The sequence below is a fragment of the Rhodothermales bacterium genome, assembly GCA_017643395.1.
Lineage (GTDB): Bacteria > Bacteroidota > Rhodothermia > Rhodothermales > UBA10348 > JABDJZ01.
The window spans coordinates 417,502-431,822 of the sequence record JAEPNP010000002.1 but is presented as its reverse complement, the minus strand read 5'-3'; the positions used below and the strand labels follow the sequence as shown (position 1 = coordinate 431,822).

Annotated in this window: 13 protein-coding genes and 1 tRNA gene; 6 read left to right on the top strand and 8 right to left on the bottom strand. The window is 63.1% G+C overall.

The features are described from left to right. Positions 1-40: 40 nt before the first annotated feature. Complete coding sequence (locus JJ896_10115) at positions 41-670, top strand: Uma2 family endonuclease (GenBank protein ID MBO6779994.1); 630 nt, start codon at positions 41-43, stop codon at positions 668-670. Between the two features lie 30 nt (positions 671-700). On the opposite strand, the gene JJ896_10110 is transcribed toward JJ896_10115, so the two are convergent. The 4 genes from JJ896_10110 to JJ896_10095 form a co-directional block, all read right to left on the bottom strand. After that, on the bottom strand, positions 701-1,999 hold the full coding sequence (locus JJ896_10110; GenBank protein MBO6779993.1) for a hypothetical protein: 1,299 nt from the start codon (positions 1,997-1,999) through the stop codon (positions 701-703). Between the two features lie 528 nt (positions 2,000-2,527). Continuing rightward, entirely contained in the window at positions 2,528-4,843 is a 2,316-nt protein-coding gene (locus JJ896_10105) for a hypothetical protein (GenBank protein ID MBO6779992.1), read from the bottom strand. Next, a complete protein-coding gene (locus JJ896_10100) occupies positions 4,840-5,238 on the bottom strand; it encodes a BlaI/MecI/CopY family transcriptional regulator (protein MBO6779991.1) in 399 nt (132 codons plus the stop codon). The genes JJ896_10105 and JJ896_10100 overlap by 4 nt, the downstream gene beginning before the upstream one ends. 134 nt (positions 5,239-5,372) lie before the next feature. Continuing rightward, positions 5,373-5,444: transfer RNA gene (locus JJ896_10095), tRNA-Asn, on the bottom strand. A 187-nt stretch (positions 5,445-5,631) separates the two neighbouring features. Between JJ896_10095 and JJ896_10090 the strand changes: the two genes are divergently transcribed. Continuing rightward, positions 5,632-6,525: a hypothetical protein gene (locus tag JJ896_10090; protein ID MBO6779990.1), complete on the top strand. Its 894-nt coding sequence runs from the start codon at positions 5,632-5,634 to the stop codon at positions 6,523-6,525. Here the strand turns inward: JJ896_10090 and JJ896_10085 are convergent. Further along, positions 6,522-6,791, bottom strand: a complete 270-nt coding sequence (locus JJ896_10085; protein MBO6779989.1) for a hypothetical protein — start codon at positions 6,789-6,791, stop codon at positions 6,522-6,524. The two genes, JJ896_10090 and JJ896_10085, sit on opposite strands and share 4 nt — an antisense overlap. Positions 6,792-6,860: 69 nt before the next feature. On the opposite strand from JJ896_10085, the gene JJ896_10080 reads away from it, so the two are divergent. Further along, on the top strand, positions 6,861-7,700 hold the full coding sequence (locus JJ896_10080) for a hypothetical protein (GenBank protein MBO6779988.1): 840 nt from the start codon (positions 6,861-6,863) through the stop codon (positions 7,698-7,700). On the opposite strand, the gene JJ896_10075 is transcribed toward JJ896_10080, so the two are convergent. Both JJ896_10075 and JJ896_10070 read right to left on the bottom strand, forming a co-directional pair. Further along, complete coding sequence (locus JJ896_10075) at positions 7,687-8,460, bottom strand: DNA alkylation repair protein (GenBank protein ID MBO6779987.1); 774 nt, start codon at positions 8,458-8,460, stop codon at positions 7,687-7,689. The two genes, JJ896_10080 and JJ896_10075, sit on opposite strands and share 14 nt — an antisense overlap. A gap of 4 nt (positions 8,461-8,464) precedes the next feature. Beyond that, positions 8,465-9,025 carry a hypothetical protein gene (locus JJ896_10070; protein ID MBO6779986.1) on the bottom strand — a complete coding sequence of 187 codons (561 nt, stop codon included), beginning with the start codon at positions 9,023-9,025 and terminating at the stop codon, positions 8,465-8,467. 118 nt (positions 9,026-9,143) lie between these two features. Between JJ896_10070 and JJ896_10065 the strand changes: the two genes are divergently transcribed. The 3 genes from JJ896_10065 (at position 9,144) to JJ896_10055 (ending at position 13,644) form a co-directional block, all read left to right on the top strand. After that, entirely contained in the window at positions 9,144-10,394 is a 1,251-nt protein-coding gene (locus JJ896_10065) for a cysteate synthase (GenBank protein ID MBO6779985.1), read from the top strand. Positions 10,395-10,516: 122 nt separating this feature from the next. Further along, positions 10,517-12,055: a DUF1800 domain-containing protein gene (locus tag JJ896_10060; GenBank protein MBO6779984.1), complete on the top strand. Its 1,539-nt coding sequence runs from the start codon at positions 10,517-10,519 to the stop codon at positions 12,053-12,055. 2 nt (positions 12,056-12,057) lie between these two features. Continuing rightward, positions 12,058-13,644: a DUF1501 domain-containing protein gene (locus tag JJ896_10055; GenBank protein ID MBO6779983.1), complete on the top strand. Its 1,587-nt coding sequence runs from the start codon at positions 12,058-12,060 to the stop codon at positions 13,642-13,644. Positions 13,645-13,658: 14 nt separating this feature from the next. Here JJ896_10055 and JJ896_10050 read toward each other — a convergent pair whose 3' ends face one another. Further along, positions 13,659-14,312 (bottom strand): CDGSH iron-sulfur domain-containing protein, encoded by a 654-nt coding sequence (locus JJ896_10050; protein ID MBO6779982.1) that lies wholly within the window; start codon positions 14,310-14,312, stop codon positions 13,659-13,661. Between the last annotated feature and the right edge of the window lie 9 nt (positions 14,313-14,321).

The window sequence follows — 14,321 nt, the reverse complement described above, 5'->3', positions numbered from 1 at the left end:
GGGCTGCTCTAGGGGTTAGAAACCCGAGGGTCAAGCCCGCGTGAGACCAGCCAGATCGTTGCAAGACATCGTGGCCGCCAGCACCGTTTCCATACATCGTTTCACGATCGAGGATTACCTCAAGATGGGTGAGGTTGGCATCATTTCACCCGACGAGCGGGTGGAACTCATCGACGGGCAGGTGGAGCGCATGAGCCCGGTCGGGAACTGGCATTTCCGCGCCGTCGCCGTGCTCACGCGACTGCTGCCAGAGCAGCTTGGCCCGGGCCTATTGTGCAGCCCGGCCGGGGGGCTGAACGTCGGCCGGCACACGCAACTTGTCCCTGATTTCGTGATCGCCAGGGACTCTGATGACTGGGAAGTAGGACTCTCGGGGGCGGAGTGCCTGTTGGTGGTGGAAGTGTCTCATTCCTCGTTGAGCACGGACCGGACCCGCAAAAAGGCCATCTATGCCGCCGAAGACATACCCGAGTATTGGATAGTTGACCTCGCGGGACGTGCCGTGGAGGTGTACGCTGATCCCCGTGGCGGCAGCTTTCGGTCTGGCCGGCGGCTGGAGCGCGGGCAGGTGGTGGAGAGTGTCTCCGTACCGGGACTGGTCGTCCCAGTGTCGGCCATCACGCCGCCCGACGGGGCGGATTCGGCAGCCGATGAGCAGTTGCACGGCTAGTCGGCCGAATTCCACGCCTGACCGTGGCGGTCAGAAGCGGTCCCGGTTGCCGATGCCGCCGAAGCGCGTATTGACCACGTTGTTGTAGATCGAGCCGAACCGGTAGCGGAAGCCGAAGCTCAGACCCGCCTCGTAGTTGGTTTCGAGCTCGCGTCGGCGCAGGAGCACTTCTTCGAGGTCTGCATCACCCTTGGGAAGGTTGATCTGGTCGTGGATGAATTCCAGCGAGCCTCCCACCTCGACCGAAAGACCCCGGGTGATGCGCACCTCGATTTCGGCGTCGAATTGCAGACTGAAACGCTCCAGTTCATGCAGATACTGGGCGGACGTAACGCCGATCTCAACCTCGCCCCAGGGCTGGATGACCTCGTATCCCGCGTTGAGCAGGTGCTGTGGCAGCAGCTGCTCGATCTCGTTGTATATGGTCGTGTCCCGGTACGTGATATGTGAAGCGCCTACGCGATAGGCCACCGTCAACTGCCGGCGCGTGGCCTCGCGATATGGGTACAGGCTCCACTCGACGGCCGGCATGACGCGGTAGCGCCACTGCACGTTGGCAAAGGTCGAGGTGAAAATGTCGGCGAAGCCGCCGACCGACCAGTGCGGCGAGATGCTGCGGATGGCGTAGCTGGTGAAACCGTCCCGCCGCGCTGTGCTGGTGATGACGCGGTCTCCGCGTTCGAACCGATCGTAGTTGTAGTTGAAAAAAGGCCGGAGCTGCAGCTTCCAGTCTTCAGTCACGCGGCTGACGTAAACGCCGTAGCGCGTGTCGAACGAGCGCTGCTGAGACTCGAAGTCTGCGCTGCCGTCCGCATACATCTCTACGGTCCAGTAGTCCCAGGGGTCTTCCACCGGTTCGGTCTCGACCTCCGTTACTTGTTCGGTCTCGGCCACGCTAACCTGCACCCGATCCCGCATCGACGTCTGGAGCAGATAGGGGACAAGCGCAGCCTCCAGCGTGCGCAGGAATCCATCGCGCTGCTCGGCTTCCGTCGAGTTCACATTGGTGGTGTAGACCGTGGTGAAGTCGAGGCCTGCGAAGGCCCGCAGTCCGATCAGGTCAAACGTGTGAGCCGCGCCGCCTGCTCCGGTCTCCACGCGCGTGACGAGCACGTGCACGTCCGCTACCTCACGGTCCCGAACGTGATCCACGTAGCCGACCTCCTGACGAATGAACGTCTCCGGGCAGCGCTGGCAATCGAGAAACATGGCCAGGCGCGCCGGCGGCTCGGCGTCTGTCTGTTGGGCTGCGACGGGTTGGGTTGTCGTGGCCAGGACCGCGAGGGCAGTGGCGAGCGCCAGAAGCCAGGTCGGGGCGGGCTTGTGCATGAAGCTAGGGGTAGTGAGGGATCGAGCCGGCCTGGGGTGGCCAAGTATAGGCACTGCACGATGGACGGCGACTCCCTAAAACAGTGCACGCTGGGCTCAGCCCGGCTGGCATGCCGGCCGGATCGGCCATGCGCTGCCCGCCCGGCCGCGCAAGCCAGGACATGGAATAGCACCCCCGTTTTCCACGCGGACGGCAGCCGCGGCAGGCCCGATATGGAAAAGCACCCCCATTGTCGACTCCGACGGCGCCGGCGGCAGGGCAAACATGGAAAAGCACCCCCTTATCCCATGTCTGGCGGTTTTGTGGGGACTCCGGTCGGTAAGCGCACGCGCGGAGCGCCTTCGGAGGCTGATCCTGGACGGGACCGATCCGAAGCAGTGGCTGTGGGCCACGGTCGAGGCGCCCGTCGTGACCGCAGCGGCGGCGCGGCACCGGAAGAGCGACGAGTCTTCGCCTTGAACACCAAAAGCCCCGGACCCTGACGGACCCGAGGCTCCTGTTTGCCAGTCAGGCGCAAACCACGCGGTTCACCCGTCCAACCAGGTCTTCCGGAAGCCTTTTACCGTCTGATCCCAGACGGCCAATTGATACTTGACGTCGAGGTACCGCTCTCGATCGCTCACTCGGTTGGCGAACGCGTCGGCGTAGTCCGTGGAGAACCGGCATGCAAGGTGCCCCATGAGCGCCATCTCTCCCAGTGCGGGTCCCTCATTGCGGCCCTGAGCTCGAGGCATGAATTCTGACAGGGGGTGATCCAAGGCCTCTTCCAGAGAACGACACCCGGCCGCTGCCAATCTCCGAGCAGCGGAGAGAGACACCGCGTCTGGGGCGTTCTCATCGGAGTCCCCGACGAGGGCGTAGAACCCAGTAAGAGAATCCTCAATCGGTTTCATCAGCCGGGTAAACTCAGCCCGGTCATCGTCTTCCAGATACCGGGTGATCTCTCCGTCGGTGAATCGAATGCTCTCGATCATGCGGAGAAGATCACGGAAATGATGCTCCATTTCGCCCCCGGCCAGAACGAGATATCTCAGATCGCCCTGGGTCGCGTATGAGGCGTAGTAGGTCCCGCCGGCTGCTTGAACCACGACACTACCCTCCGATTTCGCCTCCGGGTCTTTGAGGATGTCTGTAATACTGGTGATCTCACGGGCGTAGGCAATGCGGTCCAGGAATTCCTGTTCGCCCCACCGCTTCTCCTGTCCGGCCGAGAAGGTCCCTGCGATGTGTGTGTCGATCTGGATGGACAGATTGCTGGAAGGGGCCTGAACCCGAAGCAGCGAGAAGCCGCGTTCACCCACGGCATGCTGGAAGACGTCCCAAGTCCCAGGTACTTCCAGCCTGACGGTGCTGGTTTCGATGGTCTTCCAGTCGGTCGGCGTGAGATCGGACTCAGGTCTGGATGACGTGCCGTCCACGGAAACCACGGAGGGATCGGCCAAGAGCTTGTCGACGACCTCCTGGCGCTTCTCCGGCGCCACATCAGGAATACGAACCCAGTTTGCGACCTTGCGCAAGTCGCATATGTCCCCGCGAACTGCGGTTTCCACCGCGCGGCGTGCGTCTTCGGCTGATGTGCCAAAGTCAAACATCACTACGACCATGAGTTCGTCGGCGGAGCGTCTGCGATTGAGGCAGACGGTATCCGATCCTCTAGCCAGGCTCACCTCAGTGACGCGTGGATTGTCATGGAGGGCCCTGGTCTCCTGCGCCGTCAGTGGGAGGTCCCGGGTGACCTCGACCCTGACTGGTCTCAGACCGCCCCAGTCGGCATCGTATGGCCGGATTCCTGCAAACCATAACGCTTCTTCAACATGTCTCCGGTCAGCATCGCCGCGAAAAAGGACGGAGATTGGCTCGGAGGAAAGGGAAGCCTGCGCCACCGGGATACCGGCCTGTCGCTCGACGTCGCACCCTGCGATGGCGATTCCAAGTAGCGTTAGCGCCAACGGGACCCGGACATTCCTGCGCATCGCGGTCGTCTGATCACTCCCGAGGGCTCGGATTCGACGACGGAGATCCGGTGTCCCGGCCATGGAAGGAGACGGTGTGTGCCCTGCAGCGGCGAAAGCGCGAAGCATGCGTGCATACGCGACCGCATCGCCGCTCCGCACGGAGGCGCTGTCGCAAGCAATCTCTCGACTTGTGGCGGCCATTCGTGCCATTATCCAGAGGAGCGGATGCGGCCAAAACACGGCACGTGTAAGGAGAGTGATACGGAGGGCCCAGGTATCCAGTGCCTCGACGTGGGCCGACTCGTGGCGAAGTACGAGGTCTTCGCAGGGGACCACCGCGGGGAGGACGATTGCGGGCCGCAGAAAGCCCGTCGCGAAAGGGACAGTGGTCTCCCTGGATCGTAGAATGGGAATGCCATTGTGCGTTCTCCCTGTCACTTCGGATCGCTTGACGAGACCTGCCAATGCTCGTGATGCGACGGATAGTCTCACAAGGCCGACCAGGGCGCCACCAGCCCAGATCAGCAGGAGCAGGTTCGTAAGGCCGAAAGGGTGAGCCGTGGCTGCAGGAGCCATCGTCTCTCGCGGAGAGAGCGCGGGTCGATCGACAGAGTGTGTCCGCGTGCCCGGCGTGGCCTGGGAAGTGAACTCAGTGACGACCGCCGCCGGCGCAGTCACGGGTACGTTTAGGACACCCTTTGGCGTGAATATCATCAGAGGTAAAAGGAGGATGGTCGCAACGAGCACATCGCTCTTGAGCCGCGCCCTACGATCGCCAACAATGGCGGCGGCCACTGTGACGACAGTTCCGAAGACAGACCAGAGAACGATGGCGGGGAGCGCAGTTTGTACCGCCCACTCTGAAACCGCCTGAAAAATCGCTGTCATTCCGATTCCTCCCTTTTTCTGAGCTCACCGATAAGGCGATCCAACTCCTCTATTTCCTCTTGCGAGAACGATTCCTCGGCCACGAGAGTCTGCACCAACTCCATCGGTGATCCACTGAATGCCCTGTGGAGGAGGCGTTGGAGGAGGTTACTCCGCACGGACTGCTCCTCAACCAAAGGGTGGTAGATGTAGGCATTGCCTTTCTTGGTGAAGCCGAGGTACCCCTTGTCTGCAAGCTTGCGCATGACGGTCATCACCGTGGTGTAGGCGACGGGTCTCTGGCCGGCGATCCGGTCATGGATCTCCGCCACGCTGGCGCGCTTGAGGTGCCAGACGAGATTGAGGACCTCCATTTCGGTGTCGCCGAGGTTAGGCGGAAGGCGCTTGTTGTTCATGCCGGACCTGTTCTACTAGGCGCATAGTAGACAAGGTTGTCTACTATTGCAATAGTAGAGCCATGGCTGAATTGCCTGAGCCTGCCCTGAACGCAAAAAGCCCCGGACCCTGACGGATCCGAGGCTTTTACATGCTCCCCGGGTAGGATTCGAACCTACAACCCTGCGGTTAACAGCCGCATGCTCTACCGTTGAGCTACCGAGGAATTAGGAGCGCGGGAAAATACCTCAGTGCCCCTAAGGTTCCAACGGTTCATACAAGCTTGGACAACAAACCCAGGACCTGCGGCTCACACATCCCCATCAACCCCGAACTCCAAAAATCGCCACCCCCGTGGCCCCCGCAGGCGCTCCAGGCCGCGTATTACACCAACGAGCCCAAGGAGCACCGCCATGAAACGCCTCACGATTCTCGCCCTCGCCTTTCTGTTGACCGCCTGCGATGCCATGCACGAGCTCGGCGGCGGCGATCACGACCACCACGGCGACAAGCAGGCGGTGACAATCCTCAAATCCACGTCGCTCGCCACGCCGGGATCACACGCAGGAAAAGTGGCCCACAAGGGCAGCTCCTCCGACTACCTCGAAACGCCGACCAACGTCACCGGAGAAATCCTGTCGGTCGTATTTCCTCTCGACCCCGCTCCCGACGACGGTATCGTCGTCTTTGGAGACAATCGCCCGGACATCGCCCTGACCACGGCAACCCTTCAGTCGTTCGATCTGAAAGATCCTTTTGCCATCAACCAGGCCATCGGCATCAAGCCGACGCTCTCTGACGGCACCGTGGAGCGCGTGCATCCCATCTTTGGATACGCGGACTTCGAGTACGAGCAGGATGACGGCACCATGCGCACCGTGCGCGTGGCATTTGCCGATGTCGACGGGATGGTTCGCGGCGACAAGCTGCTGGACATGGGCGGCGGCCAGTTCGATTGGTACGACCTCGATACGGGCAGCTTCAGCGCCACGCGTCCCGCGAACCCGGCCGTCATCGAAGTCATCCGCGACTTCTCAGACCCGATCCGGCCGAATCTGGAATACTATCCGATGACGGTCAACCTGAACGCGATGCTGACGGTCGTTGCGGCCGACTATCTCGCTGCATCCACGATCGAGTCAACGATCAATTTCAACATGGGCAACGGGATCACCCTCCTGGGTCAGACCTCGTCGAACCTCGCGGACGATGTGCTCATCCAGTCGTTCACGTTGACGCAGATGATCGTCGGATTCGGTGGCTCAACCGGCTTCAATGCCGACGCCACCCTGCAGGCGCATCCCTAGGACTTCTTGCGCTTCTTGGCCCCACCGGGCGAGATATCGGTTATGATGGCCACGACCAGCACAATGATCTGAAGCGCGCCCCACTCACCGCCATAGTGGTTCACCACGACCGAGTACCAGAGCAGGGTGAAGGGGGCAAACAGAAAACCAACCAGGGGCCAGAGGAAGCTGTCGAACGCCGCGTGCAGCCACCCCGTAAAAAACCACAGGTAGGCGATGAACAGGCGCGGGAAGAGCAGGGCGATGACGGCGACAAAACAAGGCATCGTCTTTAAGGCGGGTTCACCGTAAGCTACGGCGCACAAGGCACCCGGTTACACGACACTCCGCCACCGATGACCCGCCTCCTCCCCGCGCTCGCCCTGCTCTTGCTTGTGGCCTGCGACAGCGGCTCCGATGAGCCCGACTCCATCTCTGCGCAGACCATCCTGACCAGTTCCACGCTGGCCCCGCAAGTCGCCGCGCCCAAAACAGCCGGTATCGACTTCGAAATCACACCCAGCAACGTGACGGGCGATGCGCTCTCGGTGCTGTTCACCATCGATCCCGCACCGGACGATGGCATTGTGGTCTTCGGAGACGGTCGCCCGGACATCGCTCCATCCAGCGCCCAACTCTTTCCCTTCGACTTCGCCCAGGAGGTGCCGATCAACGCCTCGATCCAGATCAAGCCGACGCTGGCGGACGGCACGTCCAATCGCGCGGTGGTTCTCCTTGGCTACACCGACTTCGACTACATCCAGCTGGACGGCACCGAGCGCACCGTGCGCATCGCCCTTGCAGACGTCAACGGCATGACTCGCGGAGACAAGCTCCTTGCCATCGGCAGCGGATTCCAGTGGTTCGACCTCGATACCCAGTCGTTCACGAGTACACGCCCGGCCAACCCGGTCGTGATCCCGGAAATCCGGGATTTCAGTGACCCGATACGGCCGAACCTGGTGTTTTACCCGCTGATAGCGAACCTGACTACGCCCATTCCGATCACCGCGTCCGACTTCCTGTCAGCCAGCACCATAGACGCCCAACTCGACTTCACGATGTCCGGCGCGCTCACGCTGGTCGGCCACAGCACATCGGACCTGACGAGCGAGGAACTGATTCAGGCGATCACACTCACCCAGATTCTCGGCGGCGCCACCGCGGAGGCTGACGGCGAGCTCAATCCGAACTGACCAGGACGGCGCGATGGCGGTCCACCCATGACCGCAGCCGCCCTTTGTCGAGGTTCTTGAAGACGCTGCGCAGCGCCTCCGTCGAGAATTGAGCCAGGTGCGCCTCGACAAACGCGTCCACGGCCTCCGGCGCGGCCTCTCGCACGCCGCGCAGCACCCAGCCCACAGCCGTCTTCGAAAAGCGTTCCGGACGGGCGATGAGCACATCGCCCGCCTGCAGCATGCCGGCCACAAATCCGGGAAAGAGTGCGTCGCCGCGGGATGCCACGTTGGCAAAGGTGACCATCGAAGCCCGGGCTTGCCACAGTCCTTCGGCTCGGTGCCAGTCCACGATCGCGCGCGCGCAGTCCGGTCCGTCCCGGCCAACCAGTGCCCAGAGTGCCTTGACGCTGTACCAGTCCACGGCATTCCAGTCCGCCAGGTAGCCCTTCTCAAACCATGTTCCGGTCCGCGCCAGCACGTCCGGCCAGGGCAGTCTGCCGGCTGGCAGAAGCACCTCCTGTAGGAGCAGCGCCACGGCCAGCTTGTCCTCCGTATGCGCCTGGGCCATGAGGCGGTCACTGAGTCGCAGCAGGTCTGCGTCAGACAGTCGCTCCAGGTGATAGTCCGCAAACCATCCCTGTACGGCAGCGCGCACGTCGCCCATGGGCACGCCACGAAATTGGGCCTGCCCCTTCAGATACTGCTCCCACCATCGCCGCTTTTCCGGCTGTGCCCGACTCGCGAGTCGAGCCTGCAGGTCGGCGACGAGTTCAGTCACGCGTTCAGGCGCCCGGCCAGAGCCAGCCGAATGCCCCGGCCGTCAGCAGTCCGTACACCAGAGCGTCCAGCAGGTATTTGCCGGTGGAGCTCCATGAGTGCATCCACCAGATGGCGTGCGAGACGTGGGCCAGTCCGTATGCCGCGAAGGCCACGGCCCCGGTGACCTGAAACACCTGCATGTATTCCGTGCCGGCAGCCAGCGTCTCGGCACCGATGTAGGCCGCAAACACCGAAATGAAGAGGCAGTAGGCGAAGTGCTGGCCCAGCTGCTTGCCCATGCCGTCCATGCCGGGGCCTACGAATACGATGCCCATGGGCCCTTGGTTGGCTTTGGCCTGGAATTCCTCGTTCATCCAGTCCTTCGGGTCGTCGGGACGGGGGAACGCATACTGTCCGGGCCTCCAGCCCGCGGCGCGGGAGTCGGCAAGGAAGGACTCCTCGTTGGGGAGCTTGTCGAAATCGTTGTGGTGCAGCGGCAGCACGGTGTGCATGATCCAGGAAGCCAGAAAGACCAGCACGGTAGCCACCAGGATCGGCAGCCAGAGGGCGGTAAGGGATACCATGTCGGCACCTCCGAGAGATTGAGGGAGTCCGCAAAGTATCCGACAGGGAGGCCGCGGACAAGAACGGCACACCCGGGTCCCTGGCGCGTATAGCGCGCTCTTCCAGCAAACCCTCCCTATGGCTGAATACGCCCTTCGCTGCCTGGCCACCGACGCCCGGCTGACCGACCGGTATACAAACCGTTACCATCACCGGGCTCTTCTGCGTGCCGAGTATGCCTCGAGCACTCCTCGGACCGACGTCGAGTCCGGCATCTGGAAATGGGGCAAGTGGCTCCCGGCGTCCCGGGCGTCCGAACTGTCCGCCGGAACGGTCGCGTATCAGAGTGAGGGATTGGCAGAAGCGCTGGGCCTTACCAACCTCTGGATCACCTTTCACGGTTACTGGCCGGAGCGGGGAGGTGCCTGCCCCACGACCACATTCAAGGACCTGGAGGCCGTTCCAACCCTGCAGCGCCTGAAGGACCACAATATTCCAGGCCTGATCTGCGCGTCTGCCGGCAACACCGCCCGGGCCTTCGCCCATTTCGGGGGGCTCGCTGACTATCCGATCCTGCTGGTCGTTGCCGAGCAGCATCTGAAGCGCATCTGGGTTCCGGAGGACCACCCCACGGACAGCATTCGTCTGATTGGTGTGGCCGATGGGCACTACAACGATGCCATCGACGTTACCGGCGCCATCATGGAGGAGGGCGGCTGGCGTCGCGAGGGCGGCGTGCACAACGTGGCCCGCCGCGACGGCATTGCCACCCTGATGCTTGAGATGATTGAAAAGGCCGGCAGGCTGCCGCATCACTACTTCCAGGGCGTAGGCGGTGGCCCGGGGCCGATCGGAGTGCACGAGATGAATCTGCGCATCAAGAACGCAGGGCTCGTGCCCGGAGACCTGCCCGCCATCCACATCGCCCAGAATTCGGCGTTTGCGCCGATCCACCATGCCTGGCAGGCCGGACGCCGCTCGTTCATTCCGGAGGACATGCCCGATGGCGACGTGCAGGTGTTTTCGGACTACCTGGTCAACCGCACGCCGGCGTACGACGTGATCGGAGGATTGCACGACGTGTTGACGGTCAGTGACGGCAATACGTACTCGGTGTCCACCATGGAAGCCCAGGAGGCCTCCGATATGTTCGAGCGCCTTGAGGGCATCGACGTGCTGTCTCCCGCCGCGGTAGCGTTGGCGGCCCTCCGACAAGCCATTGCGGACAAGCGCGTCGCCTCGGACGAAGTGATTCTGCTCAACGTCTCCGGCGGTGGTCAGGAGCGGCTGAAGCGGGAGGTAGCCCTGCGCCAGGTGCAGCCGATGACCATCACGACGAAGGCGAAAGCCGTCGAGGCCGGATTCGCTGTGGTGCGGGGCGAGGCGTGAGGGCTGCGCAAACCAGATCACCGACCGCAAAGTCGCTGGGACATTGGCGGGATCAGGTTGCCGCGCTCGAACGGAAAGTGCCCAGACCGGCTCGGCCGGCTGCTCCACCCTCCGCGACTCCGGTGGCACCGGCTGCGCGCAAGGGCGCCTCGCTCTCGCAGGCCACGCAAGTACTCGATAAGGCCGGTGCCCGTCACTTGCTGCGACGAGCGGGCTTCGGCGCAGCGCCGGACGCCATCGCCCCTCTTGTGGGGCTCACGGGGGTGGAAGCGGCATCGAGGCTCGTAGATGAGGCAGTCGCATCGACCGGGATGGAGGAGCCCGATTGGGCCAACACCCAGCCGCCCCATCAGTACGCCTCCGAGGCGGCGTTCGAGGAGTTTTTCTCCCTGAATGAAGCCTGGTGGCTGGAATTGGCCGGCAACATCACCGAATCGCAGGTTCAGGGCGGCCTGCTGGAGCGCCTCACCGTGTTCTGGCACGACCATTTCGTGACCAGCTTCGACAGCTACTTCATTTCCGCGTTCGCCTGGCGCTATTGGAAGACCCTCGAGACCCACGCACTCGGCAACTTCCGTGATTTTGTCCGCACGATGGGGCTGCAGCCGGCGATGCTCTACTACCTGGACGGCTACCTCAACGAGAAAGCCGCGCCGAACGAGAACTACGCCCGCGAGCTGCTGGAGCTCTTCACGATGGGCCCCCGGGACAGTGCCGGAAACGTCAACTACACCGAAGAGGACATCGCCCAGATAGCCCGCGCCCTAACGGGCTGGACGGTAGACTGGCACCGTTTGGATGTCTATTTCAACCGCTTCCTCCACGACACAGGCGAAAAGACATTCCTGGGGCGAACGGGGGAGTTTGACTACGACCAGGTGGTCGACATCGTGTTCGAGACCCGCGGCCCGCAGATTGCCGAATTCATCTGCGCAAAGCTGTATCGGGAGTTTGTACACGAGGTGCCGGACCCGGGCGTGATTGCGGAGCTCGCGGACACCATGGTGCAGTCCGATTTCGAGCTGGAGCCGGTCATCCGTCAGCTGCTGACCTCGTCACAGTTGCAGGATGAGGCCTTGCGCGGGGCGCAGATCAAGATGCCGGTGCAGCTGATGGTCGGCATGGTGACGGAGTTGGGCATTCCGCTGGATGAGGACCTGCGCCTGGGACTCTACTGGGGGCCCGCCGAGCTGAATCAGTGGATCCTGTTTCCCCCCAACGTGGCCGGCTGGCCGGGATACCGGGACTGGATCAATACGAACACCCTGCCGCTTCGCTGGGATTTCGGGGGGTGGTTTATCTACCACAACCAGGAGATGACGGACGATGCGGTCCGCGCTTTCGCGACGGCGCTACACGACCCGAATGACGCTGCAGCGCCTTTCAAGCTAGCCGTCGCCATCGCCGAACATGTGATGCCGGTTCCACTGGAGCAGGCGCACATCACGGACGGCGGCAATCCGCAGTTCGCGGGTGATCTGGTGAACAACCCGATCCCTCAGGAGGTGCTGGACTGGCCGGAATATCGGCAGGTCGTGGCGCGACGTTTTCTGACCGGATTCCCCTGGTACGAGTGGGTATTGCAGCGTCAGGAGGCGCCGCAGCTCATCCGGTACTTCCTCTACAATCTCGTGCGTCAGCCCGAATACCAGCTCACCTGATCATGTGTCGCAACGACAATCGACATGGTGCGCGGCTTGAGGATGGTGCGGCGCACACTGCGGACCACGAATCGTGGACCCGCAGGCAGTTTCTTTCCGGGCTCGGGCTCGCCTCAGCCGGTGTCATGCTGCATGGCGGCTTGCCCATGCGGGCGATGGGGCAGAACTCCCTGCTCAACGCACTTGCCGGCCAGGCCGCCGGGCGCACGCTGGTGCTGATCCAGCTTGCCGGCGGCAATGATGGGCTGAATACGATCGTGCCGTTCCGGGAGGACGAGTACCACCGGCAACGGCCCCGGCTCGGGCTGCGGGAAGCCGATGTGATTCCGGTGAGCGCAGACCTTGGTTTCCACCCGGCACTGGCTCCGCTCAGTACGCGGTTCGCCGACGGCAACATGGCGGTTATCCAGGGTGTGGGCTATCCACAGCCGGATTTGAGCCATTTCAGGTCGACCGACATCTGGGTATCGGCGTCGAACTCCGACGTGTACGACCGTACCGGATGGGGAGGGCGCGCGCTGGAATCCCTGCACCCGGAGTACATCGGCAATCTCCCGAGCTCTCCGGTGGGAGTGCAACTGGGCGGTGCCTCGATGATGTTCAGGGGGCGTGATGCCAACCTGGGCATGACCGTGAGCGGGGCCGTACAGGATCTGGGTGACGGTGGGCCGACTTTCGACCCGCTGGCTGTGCCCGCCACGCCCTACGGCCTGGAAATGGCATTTATGCGGGAGGTAGCCAACTCGTCATTCCGGTATTCGGAGGCTGTCGCCGCAGCGCTGGACGGCACGCCAAACCGGGCGAACTATCCGGACGGTGAGTTCTCGGAACAGTTGGCTGCGGTGGCCCGCATGATCCGGGGCGGCCTGGGTACCCGCATCTACCATGTCAGCCTGGACGGTTTCGACACGCACAGCGAGCAGGAAAACGACCATCACGTCCTGCTGGCTCAGCTGGCCGGCGGCGTCGAGGCTTTCCTGACGGATCTGGAGGCGGGTGGCCTGGACGAGGACGTCCTTGTGATGACGTTCTCGGAGTTTGGCCGGACCATGCGCGAGAACGGATCTCGTGGAACAGACCATGCCACGGTTGCGCCCCAGTTCATTTTTGGATCGAACCTGGAAGGCGGCTTTCACGGGACGGCGCCTGACTTCACGAACCTGGACGACAATGGCGACCTCCGCTACTCGGTCGACTTCCGGGAAGTCTATGCGACCGTGCTGGCCGGCTGGTTTGAACTGCCCGCGTGGCCGGAGGTGTTGGGAGGCGTGTTCGACCGCCTGGGCTTTCTGGGTTCCAGCGTGAGCGCGGCTCGCGGCCCGGAATTGCCAGGCGCAGTGCGGATCGAGGCGCTTTTCCCATCGCCCGCTACCAGTCACGTAACGATCGAGACGCAATCGGATCGACTGTTGGCCGGGCGCCTGGCGATCTACGATGTGCGGGGCGCCCGTGTCGGTCTGCACCCGGTCACCCTGCGGCCGGGGTCAAATAGCGCCACCATATCCGTCTCGAGGCTGGCAGCAGGTACGTATTACGCCCGGCTGGAAGGAAGCACGGCGCGGGCCCGGCCGTTCACGGTGGTGCGTTAGCGCGTCCGGCGCAGCTACTCCGCCTCGAACCCGGCCCTCCGGTGGGTGCCGTCGCAGAACGGCTTGTTGGAGGACTGCCCGCAGCGACACAGTGCAGCTTTGGTGCCGGACCATGCCACACGGCCGTGGCCGGTTACGATGCGGAAATTGCCGTTGACGAGCAGTGGACCGTTCTCGGCCCGGTCGATGGCCAGCGCGCCGCCCTGCTCGGAGTTGCCGGGGTCTGGATTGCCCACCGCACCCGAATCGCGAAACCCGGCCTTCTCGTGGCTGCCGTCGCAAAAAGGTTTGCGAGACGAGGCGCCGCAGCGACACAGCGCAGCTCGAAACGCGACCCCCTCCATGTTGTCCGCCGCGCCATCAATCTTCAGATCGCCCGACAGATACAGCGGACCGTCGTGCGATACCACGACCGTATTGACGGCCGGAGCCGTTTCGGCCGGGCCGCCGTCCTTGCGCTGGTAGGTCAACGCGCCGGTCGGACAGCGCTGGCAGACTGAAGTCACCTCTTCCAGGGACTCGGCCGATTCCGGTTTGGCCCATGGCTTTCGCCCCGCTTCAAACAGGTCCCCGCGGGCGCGCACGCATTCCTCCACGTGGATGCAGAGTCGGCCGTCCCAGAAGATGTCGATGTCGTCTCCGCGAAAGGCGTGCGGTTTGTCAGCCATGAAGGTTGC

Bases quoted from the DNA above. Each gene is read 5' to 3' on its own strand.
- JJ896_10100 (MBO6779991.1), bottom strand. From the start codon at position 5,238: ATGAACAACAAGCGCCTTCCGCCTAACCTCGGCGACACCGAAATGGAG.
- JJ896_10105 (MBO6779992.1), bottom strand. From the start codon at position 4,843: ATGACAGCGATTTTTCAGGCGGTTTCAGAGTGGGCGGTACAAACTGCG.
- JJ896_10070 (MBO6779986.1), bottom strand. From the start codon at position 9,025: ATGGTATCCCTTACCGCCCTCTGGCTGCCGATCCTGGTGGCTACCGTG.
- JJ896_10065 (MBO6779985.1), top strand. From the start codon at position 9,144: ATGGCTGAATACGCCCTTCGCTGCCTGGCCACCGACGCCCGGCTGACC.
- JJ896_10110 (MBO6779993.1), bottom strand. From the start codon at position 1,999: ATGCACAAGCCCGCCCCGACCTGGCTTCTGGCGCTCGCCACTGCCCTC.
- JJ896_10090 (MBO6779990.1), top strand. From the start codon at position 5,632: ATGAAACGCCTCACGATTCTCGCCCTCGCCTTTCTGTTGACCGCCTGC.
- JJ896_10055 (MBO6779983.1), top strand. From the start codon at position 12,058: ATGTGTCGCAACGACAATCGACATGGTGCGCGGCTTGAGGATGGTGCG.
- JJ896_10050 (MBO6779982.1), bottom strand. From the start codon at position 14,312: ATGGCTGACAAACCGCACGCCTTTCGCGGAGACGACATCGACATCTTC.
- JJ896_10085 (MBO6779989.1), bottom strand. From the start codon at position 6,791: ATGCCTTGTTTTGTCGCCGTCATCGCCCTGCTCTTCCCGCGCCTGTTC.
- JJ896_10080 (MBO6779988.1), top strand. From the start codon at position 6,861: ATGACCCGCCTCCTCCCCGCGCTCGCCCTGCTCTTGCTTGTGGCCTGC.